The sequence below is a fragment of the Mesorhizobium sp. M5C.F.Ca.ET.164.01.1.1 genome, from assembly GCF_004792125.1.
Lineage (GTDB): Bacteria > Pseudomonadota > Alphaproteobacteria > Rhizobiales > Rhizobiaceae > Mesorhizobium > Mesorhizobium wenxiniae.
In genome coordinates this window covers 2,037,412-2,063,436 of record NZ_SRTG01000001.1, presented here as the reverse complement: position 1 = coordinate 2,063,436, position 26,025 = coordinate 2,037,412, and the positions used below count along the sequence as shown (strand labels likewise).

The window sequence follows — 26,025 nt, the reverse complement described above, 5'->3', positions numbered from 1 at the left end:
CCATGCTTTCCAGACGCCTCTTCATCGCTGCCGCATTGATCACCGGGCTCGGACCCGTCAAGTCCGTCCGCGCCCAGCAGACTGTCACCGTCGCACTAGACTGGACACCGAACACAAACCATGTCGGGCTCTATGTCGCCCAGGCGAAAGGCTTCTACGCCGAGGCCGGGCTCGACGTGCAGATCCTGCCCTACAGCGACACTGCGGCCGGTACGCTGATCGCCAACCGCGTGGCCGATTTCGGTATATTGGGATCCATAGGATTGTTCACCCAACGCACCGCCGGGGCCGACCTCGTCGCCACCTACGCAATCATGCAGACAGAAACCGGCAGGCTGGTGTTCAATGCCGACCGCGCCGATATACAGTCCCCAAGGGACCTGGACGGCCTGACCTATGGCGGTTTCGGCAGCGCCTGGGAGAATGCGCTGATCGGCACCATCATCCGCCATGATGGCGGCGAGGGCAAATTCGAAACGGTGACGCTGGGCACCTCCGCCTATGAGGCCTTGGCCAATGGCGCAGTCGATTTTACGCTCGAAGTCTACACTTGGGAGGGGATCAAAGCGGAACTTGACGGCAAGGCCCAGCGCGCCTTCCGCTACGCCGATTTCGGCGTGCCCGACCAACACACCAATTTCATTGGCTCGAGCCGGCCCTACCTCGAAAAGAACAAGGACACGGCAACCGGGTTCATCGCCGCGACCAGGCGCGGCTATGCCTTCGCCGTCGAACATCCGCAAGAAGCGGCTGATATCCTGATCGCAGCAAACAGCGACGTGCTGACCGACCGTCCGCTGATCGAAGCTTCCCTGAAGGCGCTGGTCGACGGCCACTATCTGCAAAGCCCCACCGGCGCGATCGGCATAATCGATCCAGCAAAGATGGAGGCGATCGGCGACTACCTGTTCGAGGCCGGCGCCCTGCGCGACAGCGATGGGAACCTGATCGGCGAACGCCCCGATTTCGCGGCCTATTACAGCAACGCCTATATAGCCGGCGAAAAATGAGCCCGCCGCTGTGCATATACCTCAATGCCGTGATCTTTGGCCTCGGCAGTTACGAGGCCGGTTGGCGCTCCCGAAAAGCGACCCGCTTGCCTCGACTAGCCTCGACTATTGGGTCGATCAGCAAAGCTTCATCGACGACGTGATGCCTTTGCTGGAGCGTTCGGAAGCTTTCGACGCTGGGGGTGAGCGCATCCTTCGCGAGCGATACGGCCTGCCAAGTCTTTAGGTCTAGAATCGAACAGGGGCGCGTGGCGGTGCTTATTCACGACCGGGCGCGGCTCTCGACTGACGTGATGGCTTCGTGTCTTGCTTTGGCGTCAGTTCCGCCCCGGGTTGGCCGTTCAATCGTTTCTTGAGGATGTCAATGAGGCTGATGGTGACCGCGATCACCGCAGGGCCGAGGACGAGCCCGGATGCTCCAAAGAGGAGGATGCCACCGACCGCACCGATAAAGGCCATCACTGTGTGGAGCCGCAGCCGGCTCCCGACAAGCATCGGATAGAGCAGATTGTCGATGCCGGCGACGACGCCGCCGCCCCAGATGGTCAGGATCGCTGCGCTTGCCCAAGATCCTTCCAGAGCGAGATAGATCGCTGCCGGCACCCAGACCACGAATGCGCCGAGCACTGGCACGATGGCAAGAAGTCCCATTACCAGGCCCCAGAAGACCGGCGTGGGCAGGCCGAGCCACCAGAACATCAGGCCGCCCAGCGTTCCCTGCACAGCGGCGACAAAAACGGTGCCTATCAGGATCGCATGTACCGTCTCGGCAAGGCGGGACAGCATGTAGGCCGTCTCCGGTGCACGCAGTGGCGAAAGACGCTCGATCCCCCGCAGGGCGGATTCGCGGTCCCGCAGAAAATAGAACAGCAGATAGAATGTCAGCACGAACATCACGGCCTGATTGATCGAGCCGCGCAACAGCGATGTGCTTTGTCCCGTCAGCCATTGTACAAATGCGGCGACCGTGCCGGCCGGATCGAGTTGGTTCTCAATCCACTGGGCAACCGCCGAAAGCCCGGGGTAGCCCGACACGAATGTACCTGTGTTCCAACCCCGGATGACCTCCTCCAGATAGGTGGCGCCGTTTACCGCCTCGCGAACAAGCTGCTGTGCCACGAAGATGAGCGGCAGGCCGACTGCAACCGCCGCGATGCTGACCGACGTCAGTGCAGCCAGGTTTTGGTTCCTGAGCCTTTCCTCGACCCGTCGATGAGCCGGGTACAGGACGATTGCCAACACCAGCGCCCACGTCAATGCGGGCAAAAAAGGCAGCGCCAAGAGATAGCAGACATACAGACCGATCGCCGTCGCGGCCACGATGCCGAGCAATCTCATTTGTTTCATATCGGGCATCTGTTTCAGGTCGAGCACCTCTCGCCGTCTCGCAAACCAAGCGAGCCTAGTGGATTTCCCGACAAAATGGCAGCTTCCGTTGCCGCACCCCTACGGCTACGCCGCTGTGGAAAATGAAGAAAATGGCACGGACATTCTCGCTCATTGGGCTGGTGATGCTGACTGGGCGCCCGTGCCCGCTGCCGCACCGCGGCCTGCCCGGTCGTGGATGCTCTGACCTACGGCGGTTCTACAGCTCGCTCGCGGACTCGCAGCTTCACAGGACCAATAAAAAAAGGCCGGACTGTTAAAGTCCGGCCAGGCATGAAGGTTCAAAACCTCCAGAGGGGAACGCGCCGGACGCAATGGGAGGAAAACATCCGACGCGATGCGTATATGGGTCGGCTCGGGTGACGTTTCAACGAGATGTGGTGGGCCACATCTGCCGCTCCATAGAGCCACATCCGAAGAGTCATCGTCACGGTCCGCGGCAGCTTCGATTGCCGCTGACGAACAGGCGCGCATGCCGCGCGATCTCGCTACCGGCGCTCTACAGATTCCGCCAGATGGCGAGGGCACGGGATAGGCCGGCGTAGCTCGCGATCACCGATGCAGCTTTCGCAGACTGTTCCGGATCTCCCGGGCGCCGCTGACTGCGACCGAGATAAATTGTGGCAGCTATCGGCGTAGCCGCCACGACAAGGGTCTCACCAGCCTAGTCGATGTCGAAGGATACGCCCTGGGCCAGCGGCAGCGCCTTCGAATAATTCACCGTGTTGGTGGCTCGCCGCATATAGGCCTTCCAGGCGTCGGAGCCCGACTCGCGGCCGCCGCCGGTCTCCTTCTCGCCACCGAAGGCACCACCGATCTCCGCCCCCGATGTGCCTATGTTGACGTTAGCGATGCCGCAGTCAGACCCGTCCACACCGAGGAACCGCTCGGATTCCTGCAGGTCGCGTGTGAAGATCGACGATGACAGCCCCGCTCCGACCGCGTTGTGCTCGTCGAGCACGGCGTCGAAGTTAGAGTACTTCATCACATAGAGGATCGGCGCGAAGGTCTCTTCCGTCACCGGCGACACTTGCTTGGGCATCTCGACCAGCGCCGGACGAACGTAATAGGCGTCGGGATGGCCATTGTCGACCCGCGTGCCACCGGTCACCTTGCCGCCGTGAGCGGCGGCTTCCTTCAACGCGTTCTGCATGCCGTCGAAGGCTGCCTTGTCGATCAACGGTCCGACCAGCGCTGATGTCTCCAGCGGATTGCCGACCGAGACGCTTTCATAGGCCTTCTTCAGGCGCGGAACCAAGGCATCATAGATGCTCTCATGCACAAACAGGCGCCGCAGCGTCGTGCAGCGCTGCCCGGCCGTGCCCATGGCGCCGAACGCAACGGCGCGCAAGGCCATGTCGAGATCGGCGGTCTGGCAGACGATGCCGGCATTATTGCCGCCGAGCTCCAGTACAGCGCGGGCAAAGCGTTTCGCCAGCCGCGGACCGACATCCCTGCCCATGCGGGTCGAGCCGGTGGCCGAGACCAGCGGAACCCTGGGATGGTCGACCAGGATTTCGCCGACGGCGCGGTCGCCGATCAGCACCGACGTCAAGCCTTCCGGAGCATCGCCGAAACGCTCTGCCGCCCGCTCGAAGATCGCCTCGCAGGCGAGCGCCGTCAGCGGTGTCTTTTCCGACGGCTTCCAAACCACCGCGTCGCCGCAGACAAGCGCGAGCGCGGCATTCCACGACCACACCGCAACCGGGAAGTTGAAAGCGGAGATGACGCCGACCACACCCAGCGGATGCCAGGTTTCCATCATGCGATGACCAGGGCGCTCGGTGGCGATGGTCAAGCCGTACAATTGCCGGGAGAGGCCGACGGCGAAATCGCAGATGTCGATCATCTCCTGCACTTCACCGAGCCCTTCGGACGGGATCTTGCCGACTTCGATCGACACCAGCCGGCCGAGCTCGGCCTTGCGCGCGCGCAGCTCTTCGCCGAGCAGCCGCACCAGTTCGCCACGCTTCGGCGCCGGGACCAGACGCCACGCCTGGAAGGCCTTGTGGGCCTTGTCGATGGTCACCGCCGCATCGGCCGGCGAGATCGTCTTCAGCGCGGCAATCTGCTCCCCAGTCACCGGGCTGCGCACGATAAGATCGCCGCCCGAAAGCGCGTCCTCGGCGACGCCCAGTTTCGCCAGTAGCCCGGCTGTTTCCTTCGCAATCGTCATTTTCTTTTCCTTTCAGATCCCATCGCTCATGCATGTCGCCCAAAAGTGCGCAGCGGTTTTGGGACAACGACATGCATAAAACAAACTTAAAAGCACGTCGGTCGAAGCCTTGTGCCATGCCGTCTCCTGCGCCGATCGGCACATCAGGCGCTGTCATGGCGTGGCATTACTCGTTTCAGGGAAAAATCGCCACCCCGGCATGGTCTAAGCCAAGGTCAGACCGTTGAACCAGCGACTCGTTCAGCGCGCTGTCTGCGCGGTTCCCCGCGCGGCGCCTTCCTTCATCAGGCGGTCGATATGCATGCGGATATGGGCGGCCTCGGCTGCCGTGTTGGCAAGAGCGATGGCACGGTCGAAGGCGATACGTGCCTCCTCGCCACGGCCGAGCTGCATCAACAGGCCACCCTTGAGGCCGAAGAAGTGGAAATAGCCGGAAAGCCTTTGTTCCAACGGCTCGATCATGGCAAGTGCCGCTTCCGGCCCGCGCACCTTGGCGACCGCGACGGCGCGATTGAGCGTCACCACCGGCGACGGCTGCATCTGCTCGAGCAAGCCGTAGAGCAGGTCGATCTCGTTCCAGTCCGTATCCTCGGGCTTCGCCGCCCGCGCATGCAGGGCGGCGATCGCGGCCTGCACCTGGTAGGGACCGGGCTTCTGGTGGCGGAGCGCCTTGTCGACCAGCGCCAGCCCCTCGTCGATCATCTTGCGGCTCCACAGGCTGCGATCCTGATCTTCGAGCAGCACGATCTCGCCATTCTCGTCGAAACGCGCCGGCGCACGCGCATGCTGGAGAAGCAAAAGCGCCGTCAGGCCCATGATCTCCGGCTCGGTCTGGAACAGCCTAAGCAGCAGTCTGGCCAGCCGGATTGCTTCTTCGCAGAGCGGCGCGCGGGCCGGGGCCTCGCCGCTGTTGGTCGAATAGCCTTCGTTGAAGATCAGGTAGACCATGGCGGCGACGGCGGCGAGCCGTTCGGAGCGCTCGACCGCACCGGGCGTCTCGAACGGCACGCCGGCATCGGCGATGCGCGCCTTGGCACGGGTGATGCGCTGCTCCATGGCGCTTTCACCGACGAGAAAGGCGCGGGCGATCTGCCTGACGCTCAGGCCTGAAACAATGCGCAATGCCACGGCGATCTGCTGCGTCGCCGGCAGGTCGGGATGGCAGCAGATGAACAGCAGCCGCAATATGTCATCGCGGTAATGCGCGCCGTCCAACCGTTCGGCGATGTCGGTCTCGGCATCTTCCAGGTCGGAGATCTGGTCCTCTTCCGGCAGCGGCGCCTGCTTGGCACGTTTGCGCACCGCGTCGATGCCGCTGTTGCGGCCGACGAAGATCAGCCAGGCTGCCGGATCGCGCGGCGGGCCGTTTGTCGGCCAGTTCTTCAGAGCTCGCAGGCAAGCGTCCTGGAAGGCTTCCTCCGCCGCATCGAGATCGCGGAAGTAGCGCAGCAGCGCGCCCATCACCTGGGGGCGGGCAGTGCTGATCGCCGTGCTGATCCAGGTAAGGTCGGTCATGCGGAAACCTTGGCGGGATTGAAGAGCGAAACCGGCCGTATCTCGTAGGAGCCGCCGCTCGGGTTGACCTCGGAAAGTTCACGCGCAAAGTCGACGGCCTCCTCGAGATCGGCGCATTCGAGCGTGTAGAAGCCGAGGAACTGTTCCTTGGTTTCGGCAAATGGTCCGTCGATGACGACCGCTTCGCCTTTGACCTTTCTTAGGGTTGTCGCAGCGGTTGTCGGCAGTAGCCGCGCGACCGGGCCGAGCCGGCCCGCCTGAGCGTATTTTTCCTGCACGCCCAGGAGTTTTTCCATCACAGCGTCATCTTGCTCCTTGCTCCAGGAGCAGACGACGTCTTCGGAGGCATAGCAGAGGATCGCGTAAAGCATAGGTCGTCCTTTTCTCTGTCAAAGGACGAAACACTAGGGCCTATCCCGACATGACGTCGACAAAAAATTACGTCCTGTACGGATCACGAAAGCCTCGGCTCCGTTCGGTTCAGCTCTCCTGCGCCTTCAGCCATCTCAGTACGAGAGCCTCTTCGTCATCAAGTCCGTGTATCGATCGTTTCCGCTTGTTCGCATCCGCTATTTCGCTGAGCAGCCGTCCTTCGGACCAGGCATCGAAAACTTGCGGGTGGATGTAACATCTGCGGCAGATGGCGCGGGTGTTGCCCAGCCGCTCGGCGACCTTGTCGATGAGGCCGTTCATCACCCGCTTCTGTTGTGCCTGGCTTTCGGGTCGTTCGGTTTGCGCAAACAGTGACGCAGCATGGATAGTGCCGCCCCAGGTTCGGAAGTGCTTGGAGCTGAAATCCGCCCCTGCCGTCTCCCTGATGTAGCGGTTGACGTCGTCGGATCGGATCGGTCGCCTGCTTCCGTCGTCGTCGAGATACTGGAACAGCTTCTGGCCCGGCAGATCCTGCGCCCCGCGCACGATCCTGGCGATCCGGCGATCGACGAGCTTCAGCTTCCATTCCTTGCCGGACTTGCCTTTGAAAGCGAAACGCAGGCTCGAGCCATTGATGTCGACATGGCGGTCGCGCAGCGTGGTCAGCCCAAAGCTGTTGTTGTCGCGAGCGTAGGCGGCATTGCCGACGCGGATCATCGTGTTGTCGAGCAGCCAGACCACAGCGGCGACAACGCGTTCCAGCGGCAGGCCGTGACGGCGCAGATCGGCATCGATCTGGCGTCGCAGCTCAGGTAGGCTTTCTGCAAAGGCAACCAGGCTCGAATATTTGACGCCGTCACGCTCCTCCGCCCATAGCGCATGATACCGATATTGCTTGCGTCCGCGCTGATCACGGCCTGTCGCCTGGATGTGACCGTCAGCATCCGGCGAGATCCACACATCCGTCCACGCCGGTGGAATGGCGAGCGCCCTGATGCGCGCCATAGTGTCGTGGTCGACACCCTGCCCGTCAGGCCCTTTATATGAGAATCCCTTGCCTGCCCTGAGACGCCGGATACCGGGCTCGGCGTCGGTGAGGTAGGTAAGCGAGGCTCGATCGGCAGAGGCTTGCGACCCATTTGTCGGCGCCCCGTCTTTTGGTGCAACCTCCTTGCCAGCCGATCGGCCGGATGGCGACCCGGATTTGTCCAACATGTCCTCTCCGCGAGAAATTTTCCCGTAGATAAGCGCCGGACCCGCCGCTGGTTCCGCGAATGGCTTTCAGAATGATGTCAGGCTCACCGCGTGTGCGTTCGAGGAGCCGTCCTCTGTCTACGTTCGGCGCCTACAAATCGAGTGCGGCCTCGCTTGCCGTTATGCCTTTTCCAGCACGACTGGAATGACGTCGACTGCTTGCTCGCCGACCTGCCCTCCGGTTGTTTTCAGGACGCCGACGATCGGCGCTACATCCGAATAGTCCCGGCCATGGCCGACGGTGATGTGGTCGTTGCTTGCCCGCATGCCATTGGTCGGATCGAACTCCTGCCATCCGGTGTCGCGCCCGCACCACACCTTGACCCAGGCATGCATGGCGTCGGCCCCTTCCAGCCGCGGCTTTCCGCGCGGCGGAATGGTGCGCAGGAACCCGCTGACATAGCCGGCGGGAACACCCAGGCCGCGCAGGCCGGCGATCATGATATGCGAAAAGTCCTGGCAGACGCCCCGCTTCAGGTCGAAGGCATCGCTTGCCCGGGTCTGCACCGTAGTCGCCTCGCTATCGTAGGTGAAATCGCGGTAGATACGGCTGCACAGGTCCATGGCCGTGCTGACAGCGGAGTTGCCGGCACTGCTCCGCGCGTAGGCCGTGATTGCCGCATCGATGCCGGCATGGTCGCTGGCGGCCAGAAAGTGATGCGGTGTATCAGGCGACAGCGACCGCACCGCGTCGAGTTCCTCCCTCAGCCGGCGAATGTCGGGCGACACGTCAAGCCCAGGTTCCGGCCGCGAAACCGCGACGCGCGCGCTCATCCTGATGTCGAGCGCATCGTGAACGTCGCGAAAGGCGATCGACGTGACATTGTTGCCAAAGAAATCGGAAAAATCCGAGCGTTCGCTCGGCGCCGGCGCGAAGGACAGCGAAGCGGCGATCACGCGCTGCACGCCCGATATCGTCGGCGGCAGCACGCGCACCTGATGGCGGCCGCCGCCGGCTGCAGCATCGTAATCGTAACGCAGATTGAGCCTGATGTCGTAGAGCATGCCCGCCTTTATCTGAACCCGTCCCTACCCGAAATAGGCTTTGGCGAGGCTGTTGTAGAGGCCGCCGATCTCATTGGCGAGATCGGCCAGGGCCTGCGCCGTCATGTCCGATGGCTCCTTGATGGCGATTGCCGTGTTGAGCTGCAGGATCTCTTTCGCCGCCGGCGACATGTGCCCCTCGCCGCCGACAGCAGGCAACAGCGCGATTTCGGCCTTCAGCCGCTCGAGTTGGAACAGGATGGAGCGCGGGTTGAGCGGATCGAGCACCAGGAGGTCGATCACCGTGCGCCGGCCGGCCTGCACCGGATACTGCCGCCGGTGGGTCATGACGCTGTCGCCGATCTCCAGCATCATGTCGAGCGCGCCGTCCGGCGCCGCAGCCCTGGTCAATCGGGCGAGGGTGCGGGCGATCTGGATGCCGCGTTCCAGTCGCCGGCCGATCTCCAGGAAGCGCCAGCCGGTGAAGCGGTACATATTCTCATGCAGCAGGCCGGAAAACCCGGCGAGCTTGCGCAAGATCACCGTCATCGCCCGCGTCGCGTCATCGCCCGGCGCGACAGTTGTCGCGAATTGATGAATGGTCTTCGACAGATCCTTCAGCGCCAGCCAGCCGTCAGGCGAGAAGCGGTCGCGGATCTGTCCGGCGCTGTAGACGGCGCTGTCTAGCGTGCCGATCAGCCCCGGCGGGATCGCGGTTTCGACGTCGATGCTGAACGGTTCGAGATAGTCTCTGATATCGGCAAGCAGCGGCATATCCGGGTCGGAGGCCTCGGCCAGCCGCACGTGATAGGCGCGCAGGATGCGCACCGTGTCTTCCGATCGCTCGATATAGCGGCCGAGCCATGTCAGGTTTTCCGCCGCGCGGCTCGGCAGGCTGCCCGGCAAGGTGCGGGTGAAGCTGTCGTGCTCCTGCGGCAGCAGCGTCTCGCGCTCCACCGGTCTGTCGCTGACCACCCACACATCCGCCGCCTGGCCGCCGCGCTGCATGGCGATTGCCGTCGGGTCGAGCGAAAAGCCGACGCGGGCAAAACCGCCGGGCATCACCGTCCAGCCTTCAGGCGTTCGCGCCAGATAGACGCGCAGGCTTGCCGGTCGCGGCTCCAGCCAGCCGCCGACATAGACCGGCGTGGTCGAAAGCGTCACCGCTTCCTGTCCGACGAAGTCGCCGCCGTGCCGTTCGATCCGGGCTATCAGTTCGGCCCGCTCTCCGGCAACCAGTGCCGAGCCCAGCCTGGTGCAATCGTCATCCTCGAAGGCAAGCCGCGTCGACAGCGCCGGACCGATCACCATGCGGTCCAGGTTAGCCAGCACATGGTCACGTTCCGCGTCCCGCCCGCACCACCATGTCGCGACGCTCGGCAGCAGAAGCTCCTCGTTGCGCAATTCGCGCGAAATCTTCGGCAAGAAGGCGAGCAGCGCCCGCGTTTCCATCAGACCGGAGCCGAGCGCGTTGACGGTTGAAACGGCTCCCCGGCGGATCGCCTCGACCAGCCCTGGCGTGCCGATCTGCGAATCCGGCCGCAACTCCAGCGGATCGGCGAAGGCGGCGTCGAGCCGTCGCCAGAGCACGCTGACTGGCATCAGCCCCGAAACCGTGCGTACCATCAAGCGGCCGCCGGAGACGGTCAGATCCTCGCCTTCAAGCAGCATGATGCCGAGATAGCGCGCAATATAGGCATGTTCGTAATAGGTTTCATTGAGCGGCCCCGGCGTCAGGATGGCGACACGGCCGGCGGAGTCTTTGGCCATGCCGTTCAGCGCGTCGCGAAAGCGACGGAAGAAGCCGGCAAGGCGATGCACATGCATCTCGCCATAGATGTCGGACAGCGCACGCGTTGTGGCGACGCGGTTTTCCAGCGCAAAGCCGGCACCCGACGGCGCCTGCGTGCGGTCGCCCAGCACCCACCAGCGGCCGTCCGGTCCCCGGCCAAGCTCGAAGGCGCAGAAATGCAGGAAATGGCCGCTGGCCGGTCTGGTGCCGACGACGGGACGCAAATATTCGGGGCTGGCCGCGATCAGCCCCGGCGGCAGGATGCCATTCTCGACCAGGCGGTTCGGCCCGTAGATATCGGCGATCGTTTCCTCGAACAGTTCGGCCCGCTGAACGAGGCCGGCACTGATCGCGGCCCATTCCTGCTCCTCGATCAGCAGGGGCACATGCGCCAGCGGCCATTCGCGCTCATTGGCGCCGGCCTTGTCGTAGACGCGGTAATAGACGCCGGCGTCGCGCAGATACTGGTCGGCACGGGCGAAGCGCTGGGCGAGCTTTTCGGGGCCCAGTTCCTCCAGTGCCTCGATGAAGTCCTTCCAGACCGGGCGGGGATTGCCTGATACATCGACCATCTCGTCGACGACACCGTCGATCGGCTGGTAATGCTCCAGCAGGTTATGCGGTCTGCCGCGTATTTTCTTGTGATTCCCCTTTGCCATCATCGATCAGAATCTTGGTGGCCGTCTAAGGTCAAGGGTCATCGGAAAATCTTCAGAGGCTTCTTCATGGCGCAGCACGTAGCCGGACGGCGTATGGCCGCGCGGCTCGAAGCGGGCGAGCCGCCGTGCCTCCGCTTCGTTGCCGTTGACCGGGAAAGTGTCGTAGCTGCGCCCGCCGGGATGCGCGACATGGTAGACGCAACCGCCGATCGCCCGGCCCGACCACCGATCATAGATGTCGAAGACCAGCGGCGTATTGACCGGCAGCGCGGGATGCAGGCCCGATGCCGGCTGCCAGGCCTTGAAGCGGACGCCCGCCACCGCGATCTCTCTGGTGTCGGTCACCTTCATCGGCACGATGCGGCCGTTGCAGACGACCGCGTGACGCTCCGGGTTAAGCCCTTCGGTCTTCACCTGCAGCCGCTCGACCGAGGAATCGACGAAGCGCACCGTGCCGCCGATGGCGCCCTGCTCGCCCATGACATGCCACGGCTCCAGCGCTTGCCGCAACTCCAGCTTGATGCCGGCATGCTGGACCTCGCCGCAGAACGGAAAGCGGAATTCGAGCTGCGCGTCGAACCATTCGGGGCGAAACTCGAAGCCGTTCAGCTTGAGATCATCCAGCACGTCGAGAAAGTCGGCCCAGACATAGTGCGGCAGCATGAAACGGTCATGCAGCGACGTGCCCCAGCGCACGAAGCGGCCATCGAGCGGATTCTTCCAGGCGCGGGCGATGATGGCGCGCACCAGCAATTGCTGCGCGAGGTTCATGCGGGCACTGGGCGGCATCTCGAAGCCGCGGAACTCGACCAGACCCAGGCGGCCGGTAGGGCCGTCGGGCGAAAACAGCTTGTCGATGCAGATTTCCGAACGGTGGGTGTTGCCGGTCACGTCGGTCAGAAGATTGCGAAACAGCCGGTCGACCAGCCATGGCAGCGGCGCGCTGCCGCTGTCCGGATGCGGCACCTGCGCCATCGCTATCTCGAGTTCGTAGAGCGATTCATGGCGCGCTTCGTCGAAGCGCGGCGCCTGGCTGGTCGGACCGATGAAGAGACCGGAGAACAGATAGGACAGCGAGGGGTGCCGCTGCCATTGCAGCACCAGGCTTTTCAATAGATCCGGGCGGCGCAGAAACGGACTGTCATTGGGTGTCGCGCCGCCGACGACGACATGGTTGCCGCCGCCCGTGCCGGTATGGCGACCGTCGATCATGAACTTGTCGGCGCCAAGCCGCGTCTGCCGCGCCTCCTCGTAGATCGCTGTGGTCGTCGCCACGCAGTCCTGCCAGTTCGCAGCCGGATGGATGTTCACTTCGATGACCCCGGGATCCGGAGCCACGCGGATGACGTTGAGGCGCGGATCGTGCGGCGGGCCGTAGCCCTCGATATGCACCGGCAGGCCGATAGCCTTTGCCGCGTTCTCGGCCGCCGCGACCAGTTCGAGATAATCTTCCAGCGCCTCGACCGGCGGCATGAACACACAAAGCCGCCCGTCGCGCGGCTCGACCGACAGTGCGGTGCGCACCGCGCCGCCAATCTCGGTGATCTCCTGTTCGACACGGTTCTGCTGGCCGGTCGCGGCGGTGAAGGACGCCGCCTGCTGGCGTCGCGCCATTTCGTCTGCGCCTTCCAATTCGGCCAAAGTGGGCTCGGGCAAAGGCGCAGCCTCCGGCAAGGGAGTGGCCTCAGGCAAAATAGTCCCGCGCGCCGGCAATGGTCCGCGCGGCAGGGAAGGATCGACCGGCACGATATACGGGAACTGCGCCGGCGGCACATGGGGCAGCGTGCCAAGCGGCAGGCGGTAGCCGATCGGTGAATCGCCCGGCACCAGAAACAGCTTGCCGCGCCGCGTCTTCCATTTCTCCGAACGCCAGCGCGGTCCGGACGCCTGGCTGTTCCAGCGCTGCACAGGCAGCACGTAGCCCGACGGCTTGGTCAGGCCGCGTTCGAACACCCGCGCCATGCGGCTGCGCTCCTCGGGATCGTCCAGCTTCGAATTGGACGGATCGACATTCTCCGGCAGCTTGCCTTCCTTGAGCAGCCACTCGGCCGGGTCCTCATAGGCTTCGCTGACCATGGTCTTGTCAACGCCCAGTTCATCGGCAATCGCCGTCAGCAGGCCTTCAGCCTGCTTCGGTCCGACAACTGCTTCGCTGTTTTCCCGTGCGATCAGCGATGGATCACTCCACACCGGCTCGCCGTCGGCGCGCCAGTACAGCGAGAAGGTCCAGCGCGGCAGGCTTTCGCCCGGATACCACTTGCCCTGCCCGTAGTGCAGGAAGCCGCCGGGCGCGAAACGCTCACGCAGCCGGCGGATCAGCGCATCGGCCTTTTCACGTTTTGTCGGGCCGACGGCAGCGGTGTTCCACTCTTCCGCCTCGAAATCGTCGATCGACACAAAGGTCGGCTCGCCACCCATGGTCAGCCGCACGTCCCCGGCCTCGAGCGCGGCGTCGACCCGGTTGCCCAGCGCATCGAGCGCCTGCCAGCTTTCGTCGGAGAACGGCTTGGTGATGCGTGGATGCTCGGCGATGCGGTCGACCCGCATGTCGAAGCCGAACTCGACATTGGCGAAGCTGGCCATGCCGGAAATAGGCGCGGCGTTGCGGAAATGCGGCGTCGCGGCGAGCGGCACATGGCTTTCGCCGGTGAGCAGGCCGGAGGTCGGGTCGAAGCCGATCCAGCCGGCCCCTGGAAGATAGACTTCGCACCAGGCATGGAGATCGGTGAAATCGACGGCGGTGCCGGGCGGCCCGTCAAGCGCGACGAGGTCGGGTTTCAGCTGGATCAGATAGCCGGAGACGAAGCGCGCGGCGATGCCGAGGTTCCTCAGGATCTGCACCAGCAGCCAGCTCGTGTCGCGGCACGAGCCTTTCTTGGCGGCCAGCGTTTCCTCGGGTGAGAAGACGCCGGTTTCCATGCGCACGATATAGGCGATCTCGCGCTGCAGGCGCGCATTGAGGTCGACGAGAAAATTGACGGTGTTGGTAGGACTGCGATCGATGGTCTGCAGGAACGCCGACAGCAGCGGCCCGGCCGGTTCCGGCGTCCGGTAGATGGCGAGATCGTCGCTGATCTCTTCCAGGTATTCGAACGGAAAGATCTCGGCCGACGGCTCGACGAAGAAATCGAACGGATTGTAGACCGTCATGTCGGCGACGAGGTCGACCTCGATCTTCAGTTCCGTCACCGGTTCGGGAAACACGAAGCGCGCCAGGAAGTTGCCGTAAGGATCCTGTTGCAGGTTGACGAAGTGGTTCGCCGGCTCGACCTTCAGCGAATGGCTGAGCACCTTGGTGCGGGAATGCGGCGCCGGCTGCAGCCTGATGACCTGAGGGCCGAGAACGACCGGCCGGTCATATTTGTAATGGGTCAGGTGGTAGACGGCTGCCAGAATTGCCATGGGGCCCCAAAAGTCGGCGTTTCAAACGATATCGCCGAACCCTGACACAAATGCTGGCCATTCTCCAAGCAGAGATGTTGCGGTGCACCTAATTTAAGCAGCTATTGAACGCAACTCCGCTTAATACGACTGGCCACCGCTGGCCTCCAGCGTCTGCGATTGGCAAAGCCCTCACAGCTTCGTCGTCCTGGAGCGAAGCGACGCCGCGCAGACCCCAGGATTCATGCCGTGACGCTAGCCGAAGAATGCAGCCGTGCAGCACGAACCACTGTCGTGCCCCTGCCCTGAAACATCCTGCACCGCAGCGGCGCCTTGACGTCACCGCATGGATCCTCGGGTCAAGCCCGAGGATGACGGAGCGAAGGGCATGGCCGTTTAGAAAAACGCCTGCAACCCGGTCTGCGCCCGTCCGAGGATCAGCGCATGCACGTCATGCGTGCCCTCATAGGTGTTGACGGTTTCGAGGTTCTGCGCGTGGCGCATGACGTGGTAGCCGATCTGGATGCCGTTGCCGCCATGCATGTCGCGGGCCTGGCGGGCAATGTCGAGCGCCTTGCCGCAATTGTTGCGCTTGACGATCGAGATCATCTCCGGCGCCATTTTGCCTTCGTCCATCAGCCGCCCGACTCGTAAGCTGCCCTGCAGGCCGAGCGCGATCTCGGTCTGCATGTCGGCGAGCTTCTTCTGGAAAAGCTGCGTGCCGGCCAGCGGCTTGCCGAACTGCTTGCGGTCGAGGCCGTATTGGCGGGCCCGGTGCCAGCAATCTTCCGCCGCGCCCATCGCACCCCAGGAGATGCCGTAGCGCGCCCGGTTGAGGCAGCCGAACGGACCCTTCAGGCCTGAGACATTGGGCAGCAGCGCATCTTCGCCGACCTCGACGCCTTCCATCACCACTTCGCCGGTGATCGATGCGCGAAGCGACAGCTTGCCGCCGATCTTCGGCGCCGACAGCCCCTTCATGCCTTTTTCCAGCACGAAGCCGCGAATCTCGTTGTCATGCGCGGCCGACTTTGCCCAGACGACAAACACGTCGGCGATCGGCGCGTTGGAAATCCACATTTTCGAGCCGGAGATCTTGTAGCCGTTCGCCGTCTTTTCGGCCCGCGTCTTCATGCCGCCGGGGTCGGAACCGGCATCCGGCTCGGTCAGGCCGAAGCAGCCGATCCATTCGCCTGAAGCCAGCTTCGGCAGGTATTTTTTGCGCTGTGCGTCCGAGCCATAGGCATGGATCGGATACATCACCAGCGAAGACTGCACGCTCATCATCGAGCGATAGCCCGAATCGATGCGCTCGACTTCCCGCGCCACCAGTCCGTAGGTGACATAGTTGCCACCGAGCCCGCCATATTCCTCGGGGATGGTAATGCCGAGCAGGCCCGCCTCGCCCATCTCGCGAAAGATCCCGGCATCGGTCTTTTCCTCGAGGTAGGCTTCCTCGATCCTGGGAGCGAGCTTGTCGGCGGCAAATGCCGCGGCGCCATCACGCACCATCCGCTCGTCTTCCGAAAGCTGGTGCTCGATCAGGAAAGGATCATCCCAGACGAATGCGTTCTTGTCGGCGGCCATGGCTCTCGGTCTCCAAACTTTTTGCATGTCGCCCAAAAGTGTTCGGCGGTTTGGGACAACGGGCATGCATGGACAGAAATCTGAATGCCGGCTTATCGGCTTCCGGCTGGAAAAAATCAAACGAAATTGCATCGCCGATCAATGAGCGTTAGTAATGGATCATGAACGTCCAGCGTCGGCTTTTGCCTGGTATCAGTGCCCTTGCCGCCTTCGAGGCGGTGGCCCGGCTGGGAAGCTTCACCGCCGCCGCACAGGAGCTCGATCTGACCCAGGGCGCCGTCAGCCGGCAGATCAAGCTCCTGGAGGACCAGTTCGGCCGCCGACTGTTTGATCGCGACAGCCGCAATGTCAGGCTGTCGACGGCGGGCGAGATTTATGCCGAAGCGGTGCGCGCCGCCCTTGGCCAGTTGCGCGATGCAGCTCTTGGATTGATAAGCAATCGGCATAGTGGCATCTTGAATCTCGCCATCCTGCCGACTTTCGGCACGCGGTGGTTGATGCCGCTCATCCCGGACTTCGTCGAAAACAACCCCGACATCACCATCAATTTCGTCACCCGCATTGGTCGCTTCGACTTCGCCCGCGAACGGCTCGACGCCGCCATCCATTTCGGCCTGCCCGATTGGCCGGACGCCGACTCGACGTTGCTGGTACGCGAAGAGGTGGCGCCTGTCGTCTCGCCCGAATTCCTGGCCAGCCGGGATATTGCCACACCCGCCGACATCGGTCGCCTGCCGCTGCTGCATATGGCGACGCGGCCCGGCGCATGGACCGAGTGGTTCGAGCACCAGAGTTTAAGCGCGCCGACCGGACCGGGCATGCAGTTCGAGCAATTCGGCACCGCCGCCCAAGCCTGCATGGCCGGGCTCGGTGTGGCGCTGCTTCCGCAGGTCCTCATATCCGGCGAATTGCAGCGCGGCCAGCTCGTGCCGGCGCCCGGCCGGCCGATGCAAAGCCGCAGCGCCTATTACCTTGTCGTGCCGCACGACAAGCGCGGCCATCCGCCGGTCGCCAGCTTTCGCGACTGGCTGCTCAGTCGCGTACCAGTGGTAGGGTGATTACTTCCGCTTCAACGCATCGGCCAATGCGGCGCCGAACGTGCCTTGCTGCGCGGACCGCTCCGGCTGACGCTGCGGCGCCGGCGCGCGCGGCACCGGTCTGTTGCCATTGTCGCGCGGCTTCGGTGTACCGCCATCACCATCCCGACGCATCGAAAGGCCGATGCGCTTGCGCTTGATGTCGACCTCGACGACACGCACCTTGACCACGTCGCCGGCTTTCACCACCTCATGCGCGTCCTTGACGAAACGGTCGGCCAGTTGCGAGACATGCACCAAGCCGTCCTGATGCACGCCGATATCGATGAAAGCGCCGAACGCCGCGACATTGGTGACGGTGCCTTCCAGCAGCATGCCGGGCTTCAAATCCTTGATGTCGTCGACGCCGTCGGCAAAGGTCGCGGTCTTGAAGCCGGGGCGCGGATCGCGGCCGGGCTTTTCCAGTTCCGCCAGGATATCACGCACTGTCGGCAGGCCGAACCGCTCGTCGACGAAGACACGCGGATCGAGCGCCTTGAGGGCCGCACTGTCACCCATCAGCGAGCGGACGTCGCGCCCACAGGCAGCAACGATCTTCTTCGCCACGCCATAGGCCTCCGGGTGCACGGCCGAGGCATCGAGCGGTTCAGTGCCGTTGGGAATGCGCAGGAAGCCGGCGCATTGCTCGAACGCGCGGGGTCCGAGCCGCGCCACCTTCAACAGGTCACGACGGCTGGCGAAGGGCCCCGCCGCATCACGATGCGCGATGATGGCCTCGGCCAGCGATGTGCCAAGACCCGACACCCGCGCTAGAAGCGGCGCCGAGGCGGTGTTGAGGTCGACGCCCACGGCATTGACCGCGTCCTCGACCACCGCTTCCAGGGAGCGGCCGAGCCGGTACTGGTCGACATCGTGCTGATACTGGCCGACGCCTATCGACTTTGGCTCGATCTTGACCAGTTCGGCGAGCGGATCCTGCAGCCGCCGCGCGATCGACACCGCGCCGCGCAGCGACACGTCGAGGCCGGGAAATTCCGCCGCCGCCGTTGCCGAGGCGGAATAGACCGAGGCGCCCGCCTCGCTGACGATCACCTTGAGCGGCTTCGGCCCGGACTCGGCAGGCATGTCGGACAGCATGTCGGCCACCAGCCTTTCCGTCTCGCGGCTGCCGGTGCCGTTGCCGATGGAAATCAGCTCGACCTTGTGCAGGCGGATGAGCTTTGCGAGTTCGGCTTGCGTGCCGCGCACATCATTCCTTGGCGGAAACGGATAGACCGTCGTCGTCGCCAACAGCTTACCTGTGCCGTCCACCACCGCCACCTTGACGCCGGTGCGGATGCCCGGATCGAGGCCCATAGTGGCGCGCGAGCCGGCCGGGGCAGCGAGCAGCAAATCCTTCAGATTGCGGGCGAAGACATGGATCGCCTCCTCCTCGGCCCGCTCGCGCAGATCTCGCATCAAATCGAGCGTCAGGTGCAGCGACAGCTTTATGCGCCAGGTCCAGCCGGCCACCTCCATCAGCCAGCGATCGCCCGGCAACTGGCGGCCGATGGCGTAGGCGTCGGCAATCATCCGTTCGACCGGCTTCGCCGGAGACGCGTCGTCGGCATCGACCTCGATGTCGAGCGACAGCACCTCTTCGTTGCGGCCGCGCAGCATCGCCAGCGCGCGATGGCTCGGCACGTTGGCCCAGCGCTCGACATGGTCGAAATAGTCGGAGAACTTCGCGCCGGCCTCCTGCTTGCCGTCGACGACGCGCGACCGCATGAAGGCGCGATCCTTCATATAGGTCCGCAGTCTGCCGACCAGATCGGCATTCTCGGCGAACTGCTCGGACAGGATATCGCGCGCGCCCTCGAGCGCCGCCTTGGCGTCGGCCACCTCTTCGCCGATGTAGGCCAGCGCCAGTTCGGCGGGCACCGCCGCGCGGTCGGCAAGGATGGCCTCGGCCAGCGGCCCCAAGCCACGCTCTCGCGCGATCTCGGCTTTGGTCCGGCGCTTCGGTTTGTAGGGCAGATAGATGTCTTCGAGTTCCGCCTTGGTGGCAGCCGCCGCGATCTTGGTTTCAAGCTCTTCGGTCAGCTTGCCCTGGTCGCGGATCGAACCGAGAATGGTGTCGCGGCGCCCATCGAGTTCGCGCAGATAGGCGAGCCGCTCGGCAAGCAGGCGCAGTTGCGTGTCGTCCAGACCGCCGGTGACCTCCTTGCGGTAGCGCGCCACGAACGGCACCGTCGCACCTTCGTCAAGCAACCCGATCGCCGCCTCGGCCTGTTCGGGCCGGGCAGCGATCTCGGCTGCTATGATGGCTGCGATGCGCTTGATGTCGGGTGCCATGTCGTTCCTGCTGTCTTGTCGAAAAGAGCGGCGACCATAAGCGCAGAGCGTCGCTCCGCCAACCGCGGGGTTTTCAACCGCCCAATAGGTCCACAGGAAAGCTGCGAAGGCGGTCGGCCTGGATCGAATCAGACCATCCGGCTCAGCGCTTCGAAGAAGGCGACCATATCGACATCGAGCGGCTCGTCGACCGGCTCCGGCTGCGACGACATCTTTGCGATGACGATCTCGGCCTTCGGATTGACATAGAGCCACTGGCCGTGGATGCCGATGCCGCAGAAAGCGCCGCTTGCCGCGCCCGTCTGGTACCATTTGTTGCGGTAGCGGCCTTGCGGAAAGAGGAACGCCATCGTGCCACGCTGCCAGGCCTCGCTGTCTCCGCCTGTGCTGACAGTGTCGCGCACCCAGGCTTCCGGCACGATGCGGCGGCCATTGGCCGTGCCGCCTTGCCGCATCATCTCGCCGACCTGCGCCAGATCGCGCGGCGTGACTGAAATGCCGCCGGCCGTGCGGGCGGTGCCTTCGCTGTCTACCGTCACCGACGCTTCGCTCGTTGCACCGAGCGGCAGCCACAATTTCTCGTGCATCAGCTCGGCGAAGCGCTGGCCGGATGCGCGTTCGAGCAGGATGCCGAGCAGGTCGGAATTGGGCGAGCGGTAGCGAAACGTCCGGCCATGCGGCTCGGCAAGACGCTGCAGCGTGAGGATGAAATCGACCAGGCTTTCGGTGCCGCCACCCGGATTCCACAGCGTCGCACGGCGATAGCGGGCAAAGGCACTCTCCGGATCGAGATAGGCTTCTTCGAAGTCGAGGCTGATGGTCATGTCGAGCAGATGCCGCACGCTGGCGTCGCCATAGGCCGAGCCGGCAGCTTCCGGCAGATATCGGGTCACCGGCGCCTGCGGATCAAAGATCCCTTCGCCTTCCAGTATGCCGGCCAGGATGGCGGTCAGCGACTTGCTAATCGAGAAAATGATGTGGCGCGCACCGAACTGCATATGCGGTGCGAACCAGTCGCCGACGAATTTGCCACCTTTCATGATCGTCAGCGCGTCGGTATCGGAACGCGTGAGAAAGGCTGCAACAGTCTCCGGTCCTCCGGCCAGAGTGACTCGCTCGCCGAGCAGCCCGTCAAGAGCCCGCGCTGCCGCCTCACCGCTGGCTGACGCTGCGGCCACGCGTGCGCCCGGCACCAATTCTCCGACATTCTGGAACGACCACCGGCTGAACGGGCTTTCGCGCCAGTTGCCGAGCAGCACTTGGTTGCGGCCAAAGCCATATCTGGTCTCGAACGCGGTCTTGCCGGTCATGCGTTTCCTTCCGGTTTTTCTTGGAACTTAGGCCAGCGCGGCGGCGATCGCGTGCACGGCTTTCATCGTCGCCACCGAATAGGCGATGTCGGTGAAATCCGGGTAGCTCGAAAGCTTCACCACGACCATTCTCGTGTTCCAGTCGATATGGATTAGCTGCCCGAACACGCCCCGGCACATCAGCGCGCGTGAGCGCGGATCCTCGATCCAGAACTGGTTGCGGTAGCTGCCTTCCGGCAGGCTGGGATTGAAATCCGGCCCATGCCTGCCATTGCGCGTCGCCTCGATCCAGTCGGCCGGCACCACGCCGCCGCCATTGTCGAGGATCAGCTGGCCGAAGCGGCCATAGTCGCGCAGCGTGGCGTTGAAGCCGCCATCGGCCACGGCGTAGCCGGCGCTGTCGACGGTGAAACAGGCGCTTTCATCCGCCCCGAGCTTTTGCCAGAGTTCCTCCGAAACCAGCTGCGCCAGCCGCTTGCCGGTCACCCGCTCCATGATAAAGGCGAGCACGTCGGTCTCGATCGAACGGTATTCGAAGGCAGCGCCATGCGGCCGGCTTGTCTCCTTGAGCCGCAGGATCAATTCAAACATATGCGACGGCCACTCGAAGGCCGGATCGCTGTCCGGCGGCACCGGTTTCCAGCCGCTGGCGACATCGACCTGGCCGATATCGGAATAGCGGTCGGTGTATTCCTCGGAAAAACGCACGCCTGTCGTCATGTCGAGCGCGTGCTGCACGCTGGCGCCCGCCCAGCCGGTCGCACCAAGCTCCGGCAGATAGGCCGTCACCGGCCTGGCCGGATCGATCAGGCCGCGCCCGACCAGTATGCCGAACACCGAAGCGGTGACCGACTTCGCCATCGACTGCGACAGATGCAGCGTGCGCTCGGCCATGCCGTTGAAATAGCGCTCATAGGCGATTTTGCCGTCCTTGAGCACGAGCAACCCGTCCGTATAGGTTTCGTCGAGCAGCCCGGCCAGCGTCGTCGGTGCGCCCGTGCTGTCGCTCACCGGCAGCGCATCGAGATCGACTTCGGCTCGCTCGAACCGGCGGCGATGGCCATTGCCGCGCCAGACTTCGACGGTCGGCAGAATTTCGCGGATGTGCTGGAACGCCCATCGGTTCCAGGGTCCCCTGTCCCAGTCGAGCTTCGGAGGCACCATCAGCGGCGGCGAGCCCTGCATGATCGGCGGCACCGGTTCGCTGTTGCGGTAGGATGTCATGAGATGCGTCCCGGCGAACATGAAAACAGACCCGGCGGCGCCGCCGCCGGGTCTGTCACGATGCGATCACTTCTGCAGTTCGGTCCATATCCTGGTGTAGAGTGCCTGCACGTCGGGCGCGCAGTTCAGCATGAACTTGCCCTTGTCGGCGAACTCGGCGGGGATGTTGACCTCCGGCGCCGTTTTCATGTCCTCAGGCATGAAGGCTTCCGATCCCTTGATGCCATTGGCGTAGCGCGCGAAAGACGAGATCAGCGCGGCGTTCTCGGGATCCATGATGAAGTTCTGGAACAACTTGGCGTTTTCGACGTTCTTGGCGTCCTTCAGCACCGCGAGATTGTCCATCCAGATCGGATAGCCCTCCTTCGGATAGCCATAGACCATGTCCTTGTTCTGCAGGCGGGCGCGGAAGGACGCGCCGTTCCAGTCGACGCTGGCTGCGAAGTCGCCCTTGGCGAACTTCTCGACCGTGCCGTAGTCCATGGAGATCCATTTCGGCTTTGCAGCCACCAGCGCATCGCGCACCTTCTTCAGCACCTCCTTGTCGCCGGTGCAGGGCTCGCCGCCGACATATCTGATGGCGAGATGCATGACATCGGCCATTTCGGGAACGACGTTGACCTTGCCGACCAGTTCCTGCGGCGGGTCCAGGAAGATGGCGGAAGTGTTGGGATCGCCCTTGTAGACGGAGGTGTTGACCGTCACGCCGGTCGTGCCCCACTGCCACGGCACGGTGTATTTGCGGCCCGGGTCGAAAGGAACGTCGACCCATTTCGGGTCCATGTTCTTGAAGTTCTCCATCTTGTTCGGCTCTGTCTCCAGGAGCAGCCCTTCCTGGATCCAGATCGGCACGAAGCTCGCCGAGGGCACCACGATGTCGAAGCCGCTGCCGCCCTGGCGGATTTTGGCCAGCGCGGTGTCGTTGGAATCGTAGTCGGTGACTGTCACCTTGACCTTGTGTTTCTCCTCGAATTTCTTGATGAGGTCGGGGCTGGTGTAGTTGCCCCAATTGTAGATGTTGAGTTCGCCATCGGCGCGGGCGAGACCCGCCGAGGCGAACAGCGCGGCGCTGAGCGCCGTCGCAGTCAGTTTCCAATTCATCGTTTCTCTCCTGTCACTCCTGATCCTTTTTCCTGCTGATGAAAAAGAAGACGGTGACGATCAATATCGAGATCAGCAGGAACACCGTCGAAATCGCGTTGATTTCCGGCGTGATAATGCGCCGGAACTGGCCGAGCATGTAGGTCGGCAACGTATCCTGGCCGCCGGACTTGACGAACTCGGTGATGACGACATCATCCAGCGAGATGACGAAGGCCAGCATCAGCCCGGCAAGGATGCCTGGCCAGAGCAGCGGAAAGGTGACGCGCCGAAAAGCCTTCCAGGGTGTCGCGTAGAGGTCGGCCGCAGCGATCTCCAACGACAGATCCATGTTCTCGAGCCGCGCCCGGATCGGCAGATAGGCAAAGGGAATGCAAAAGGCAGTATGCGCAGCCATCAGGTAGCCCAGCCCCGAATAGCCGGTCCAGATCTTGATACGCGAAAAGAAGATCAGCAACGCCACCGCGGTGACGATTTCCGGCACCATCAGCGGCTGGTTGATGAAGGCGTATTTGAAGCCGAGGCCGGGATAGGGTTTCGTTCGGGTCGTAGCGAGTGCAGCCATGGTGGCGACGATCGTGGCAATAGTCGCGGCGACCGAAGCGATCTGCAGCGACCGGATCGAGGCATCGACGACCTGGTCGTTGTTCCAGGCCTGATAGAACCAGCGCAGCGACACGCCTTCCCAGATCGCGATCGAACTGCCTGCGTTGAAGGCATAGACGACAACCGTGACGATCGGCAGGTACAGCGCGAAAAAGCAAATCATCGCGATTGTCGTGAAGCCGGTCTGCCGGCGAATGTCGAAGCGGCTAGCCATGCGCGCCGCCCTGGCGCCCGGCGGAGCGGACATAGAAGAGCAGCGCGACCATCACGATTGCCATCAGCGAGAGCGACAGCGCCGAGCCGAGCGGCCAGTTACGGCCTTGCCCGAACTGCAGCTCGATCAGATTGCCGAGCATCATATTCTTCGACCCCCCGAGCACGCGCGGGGTGACGTAGGCGCCCAGCGCCGGGATGAAGACAAGGATCGAGCCGGCGATGATGCCCGGCTTGACCAGCGGGATGATGACCCGCCTCAGCACCTGGAAGCGGTTGGCATAGAGGTCGTAACCCGCCTCGACCAGCCGGAAGTCGATCTTCTCCATGCTGGCATAGAGCGGCAGCACCATCAGCGGCAGATAGACATAGGTCATGCCGACCATCAGCGCGAAATCGGTGAACATCATCTGGATCGGCTGGCTGATGATGCCGAGCTTGATCAGCACCGTGTTGACGATGCCCTCGTTGCGGATCACCTCCTGGATGGCGAAGGTGCGGATCAGCAGATTGGTCCAGAAGGGGATGGTGATCAGGAATAGCCAGACGTTGCGCTGCCGCGCGGGCCGGGTGGCGATGAAATAGGCGGTCGGGAAGCCAAAGAGCAGCGTCAGGATCGTCGTCAGGAACGACAGCTTGGCCGAGCGCCAGAAGATCGACAGATGCGCGTCGGCGAAGGCCAGCGTGTCGTCGAAGATGTCACGCTGCATCAGCACCGACAGCCAGCCGTCCGTGGAGAATTTCCACACCACGTCGCCATAGGGGCCCGGCGTCAGGAACGAATAGATTACGACGATCAGCAGCGGGCCGGTCGCCGCCAGAAAGATGATGATCAGTGCCGGCGCTGACAGCAGCCAGCGATCGCGGATATCTCTGCGTTCGGCTTCCTCGGCGACTTCTTCCGCGCTCGCCATCAGTCCCTCAGCACTTGTGCGGCGTCGTTGCCGATCGAAATGCCGACCTTGTCTCCCCGCTCGAAACCGCAGCCGGCGCTGCGCGTGTTCTGCTGGCGCACCGTGAAGGCCTCGCTGCTGTCCAGGCGAACATGGATGTGCGTGTCGGTGCCGAAATAGACGATGTTTTCGACCGTGCCCGACAGGTCGCCCTTGCCGCTGGTCAGCTTGGCATGTTCCGGCCTGACCACCACGGTGGCATTGTCCTTCGGCTGAAAGCCCTCAGCCACGGTCGCGTCGATCGTCGCGCCGGATTTAAGCGTTGCTCGTGCCTTGCCGTTGGCCATGCCTGATATGGCCGCGGTCAGGAAATTGGTCTCGCCGATGAAGTCGGCGACGAAGCGCTCCGCCGGCTTGTCATAGATATCCCAAGGCGTTCCGACCTGCAGGATCTTGCCCGACGACATCACCGCGATGCGGTCCGACATGGTCAGTGCTTCTTCCTGGTCGTGGGTGACGAAGATGAAGGTGATGCCGGTCTCGTGCTGCAGCCGCTTCAGCTCGATCTGCATGTCCTTGCGCAGCTTGAAGTCGAGCGCCGACAGCGGCTCGTCGAGCAGCAGCACTTTCGGCTGCGGCGCCAGCGCCCGCGCCAGTGCCACGCGCTGCTGCTGGCCGCCCGATATCTGGCTGGTGCGGCGGCCGCTGAGCGCTTCCATTTTGACCAGCTTCAGCATCTCGGCAACCCGCGCCTTCACTTCGGCTTTGGGCTTGCCGAGCATTTCGAGGCCGAAGCCGATGTTCTCGGCCACCGTCATATGCGGGAACAGCGCATAGTTCTGGAATACGGTGTTGACCGGCCGCTTGAACGGCGGCAGCGGTGCAATGTCCTGGCCATGCAGCAGGATCTCGCCGGCGCTCGGGAAATCGAAGCCGGCGATCAGCCGCAGAAGCGTTGTCTTCCCGCAGCCGGATGGACCAAGCAGCGTGAAGAACTCATTCTCGCGGATCGACACCGAAACCGTGTCGAGGGCGGCGACCTGTGACTCCCCGGTACCGAATACCTTGCGGACGCCACGAACTTCAATTGCACTTTTACCCGGTTGTTCCGGCACGATTACCCCATTGTTGTGTCCGCTCTTCAGGGCGGATCCAGTTCCCACTCGATTGTCAGCACACGGCGCATGGCTT

At 63.4% G+C, this 26,025-nt stretch carries 19 protein-coding genes; 3 read left to right on the top strand and 16 right to left on the bottom strand.

Annotation, left to right across the window (positions count from 1 at the left end; genetic code table 11):
• The first annotated feature begins 2 nt into the window (after nt 1-2).
• Both EN807_RS10150 and EN807_RS35465 read left to right on the top strand, forming a co-directional pair.
• Nucleotides 3-1,010 carry an ABC transporter substrate-binding protein gene (locus EN807_RS10150; RefSeq protein WP_135934819.1) on the top strand — a complete coding sequence of 336 codons (1,008 nt, stop codon included), beginning with the start codon at nt 3-5 and terminating at the stop codon, nt 1,008-1,010.
• Between the two features lie 61 nt (nt 1,011-1,071).
• The gene (locus EN807_RS35465) at nt 1,072-1,236 is read left to right on the top strand and encodes a hypothetical protein (protein ID WP_189522381.1); all 165 of its coding nucleotides are present in this window, start codon (nt 1,072-1,074) and stop codon (nt 1,234-1,236) included.
• A gap of 32 nt (nt 1,237-1,268) precedes the next feature.
• Here EN807_RS35465 and EN807_RS10145 read toward each other — a convergent pair whose 3' ends face one another.
• The 9 genes from EN807_RS10145 to EN807_RS10100 form a co-directional block, all read right to left on the bottom strand.
• Nucleotides 1,269-2,384: an AI-2E family transporter gene (locus EN807_RS10145; protein WP_348640234.1), complete on the bottom strand. Its 1,116-nt coding sequence runs from the start codon at nt 2,382-2,384 to the stop codon at nt 1,269-1,271.
• A 676-nt stretch (nt 2,385-3,060) separates the two neighbouring features.
• Nucleotides 3,061-4,572: an aldehyde dehydrogenase family protein gene (locus EN807_RS10140; RefSeq protein WP_127317223.1), complete on the bottom strand. Its 1,512-nt coding sequence runs from the start codon at nt 4,570-4,572 to the stop codon at nt 3,061-3,063.
• Nucleotides 4,573-4,812: 240 nt separating this feature from the next.
• Nucleotides 4,813-6,087: an RNA polymerase sigma factor gene (locus EN807_RS10130; RefSeq protein ID WP_127317225.1), complete on the bottom strand. Its 1,275-nt coding sequence runs from the start codon at nt 6,085-6,087 to the stop codon at nt 4,813-4,815.
• Nucleotides 6,084-6,458, bottom strand: coding sequence for a YciI family protein (locus EN807_RS10125; RefSeq protein ID WP_127317226.1), 375 nt, complete (start codon nt 6,456-6,458; stop codon nt 6,084-6,086). Before EN807_RS10125 ends, EN807_RS10130 begins: the two co-directional genes overlap by 4 nt.
• A gap of 109 nt (nt 6,459-6,567) precedes the next feature.
• Nucleotides 6,568-7,674, bottom strand: a complete 1,107-nt coding sequence (locus EN807_RS10120; RefSeq protein ID WP_135934817.1) for a DNA topoisomerase IB — start codon at nt 7,672-7,674, stop codon at nt 6,568-6,570.
• Nucleotides 7,675-7,833: 159 nt separating this feature from the next.
• Nucleotides 7,834-8,718: a transglutaminase family protein gene (locus EN807_RS10115; protein WP_135934816.1), complete on the bottom strand. Its 885-nt coding sequence runs from the start codon at nt 8,716-8,718 to the stop codon at nt 7,834-7,836.
• Between the two features lie 24 nt (nt 8,719-8,742).
• Nucleotides 8,743-11,148: a circularly permuted type 2 ATP-grasp protein gene (locus EN807_RS10110; protein ID WP_135935827.1), complete on the bottom strand. Its 2,406-nt coding sequence runs from the start codon at nt 11,146-11,148 to the stop codon at nt 8,743-8,745.
• A 6-nt stretch (nt 11,149-11,154) separates the two neighbouring features.
• Entirely contained in the window at nt 11,155-14,550 is a 3,396-nt protein-coding gene (locus EN807_RS10105; protein WP_135934815.1) for a transglutaminase family protein, read from the bottom strand.
• A gap of 375 nt (nt 14,551-14,925) precedes the next feature.
• Nucleotides 14,926-16,116 carry an acyl-CoA dehydrogenase gene (locus EN807_RS10100; RefSeq protein ID WP_135934814.1) on the bottom strand — a complete coding sequence of 397 codons (1,191 nt, stop codon included), beginning with the start codon at nt 16,114-16,116 and terminating at the stop codon, nt 14,926-14,928.
• Nucleotides 16,117-16,277: 161 nt separating this feature from the next.
• On the opposite strand from EN807_RS10100, the gene EN807_RS10095 reads away from it, so the two are divergent.
• A complete protein-coding gene (locus tag EN807_RS10095; protein ID WP_135934813.1) occupies nt 16,278-17,174 on the top strand; it encodes a LysR family transcriptional regulator in 897 nt (298 codons plus the stop codon).
• On the opposite strand, the gene EN807_RS10090 is transcribed toward EN807_RS10095, so the two are convergent.
• The 7 genes from EN807_RS10090 to EN807_RS10060 form a co-directional block, all read right to left on the bottom strand.
• Nucleotides 17,175-19,487, bottom strand: a complete 2,313-nt coding sequence (locus EN807_RS10090) for a Tex family protein (protein ID WP_135934812.1) — start codon at nt 19,485-19,487, stop codon at nt 17,175-17,177.
• A gap of 128 nt (nt 19,488-19,615) precedes the next feature.
• Complete coding sequence (locus tag EN807_RS10085; RefSeq protein ID WP_135934811.1) at nt 19,616-20,797, bottom strand: serine hydrolase; 1,182 nt, start codon at nt 20,795-20,797, stop codon at nt 19,616-19,618.
• Between the two features lie 27 nt (nt 20,798-20,824).
• Entirely contained in the window at nt 20,825-22,021 is a 1,197-nt protein-coding gene (locus tag EN807_RS10080; RefSeq protein ID WP_135934810.1) for a serine hydrolase, read from the bottom strand.
• Nucleotides 22,022-22,087: 66 nt separating this feature from the next.
• Nucleotides 22,088-23,122 carry an extracellular solute-binding protein gene (locus EN807_RS10075; protein ID WP_135934809.1) on the bottom strand — a complete coding sequence of 345 codons (1,035 nt, stop codon included), beginning with the start codon at nt 23,120-23,122 and terminating at the stop codon, nt 22,088-22,090.
• A gap of 13 nt (nt 23,123-23,135) precedes the next feature.
• The gene (locus EN807_RS10070) at nt 23,136-23,942 is read right to left on the bottom strand and encodes an ABC transporter permease (protein ID WP_127210978.1); all 807 of its coding nucleotides are present in this window, start codon (nt 23,940-23,942) and stop codon (nt 23,136-23,138) included.
• The gene (locus tag EN807_RS10065) at nt 23,935-24,855 is read right to left on the bottom strand and encodes an ABC transporter permease (protein ID WP_135934808.1); all 921 of its coding nucleotides are present in this window, start codon (nt 24,853-24,855) and stop codon (nt 23,935-23,937) included. The genes EN807_RS10070 and EN807_RS10065 overlap by 8 nt, the downstream gene beginning before the upstream one ends.
• Nucleotides 24,855-25,949, bottom strand: coding sequence for an ABC transporter ATP-binding protein (locus EN807_RS10060; RefSeq protein ID WP_127210980.1), 1,095 nt, complete (start codon nt 25,947-25,949; stop codon nt 24,855-24,857). Before EN807_RS10060 ends, EN807_RS10065 begins: the two co-directional genes overlap by 1 nt.
• Between the last annotated feature and the right edge of the window lie 76 nt (nt 25,950-26,025).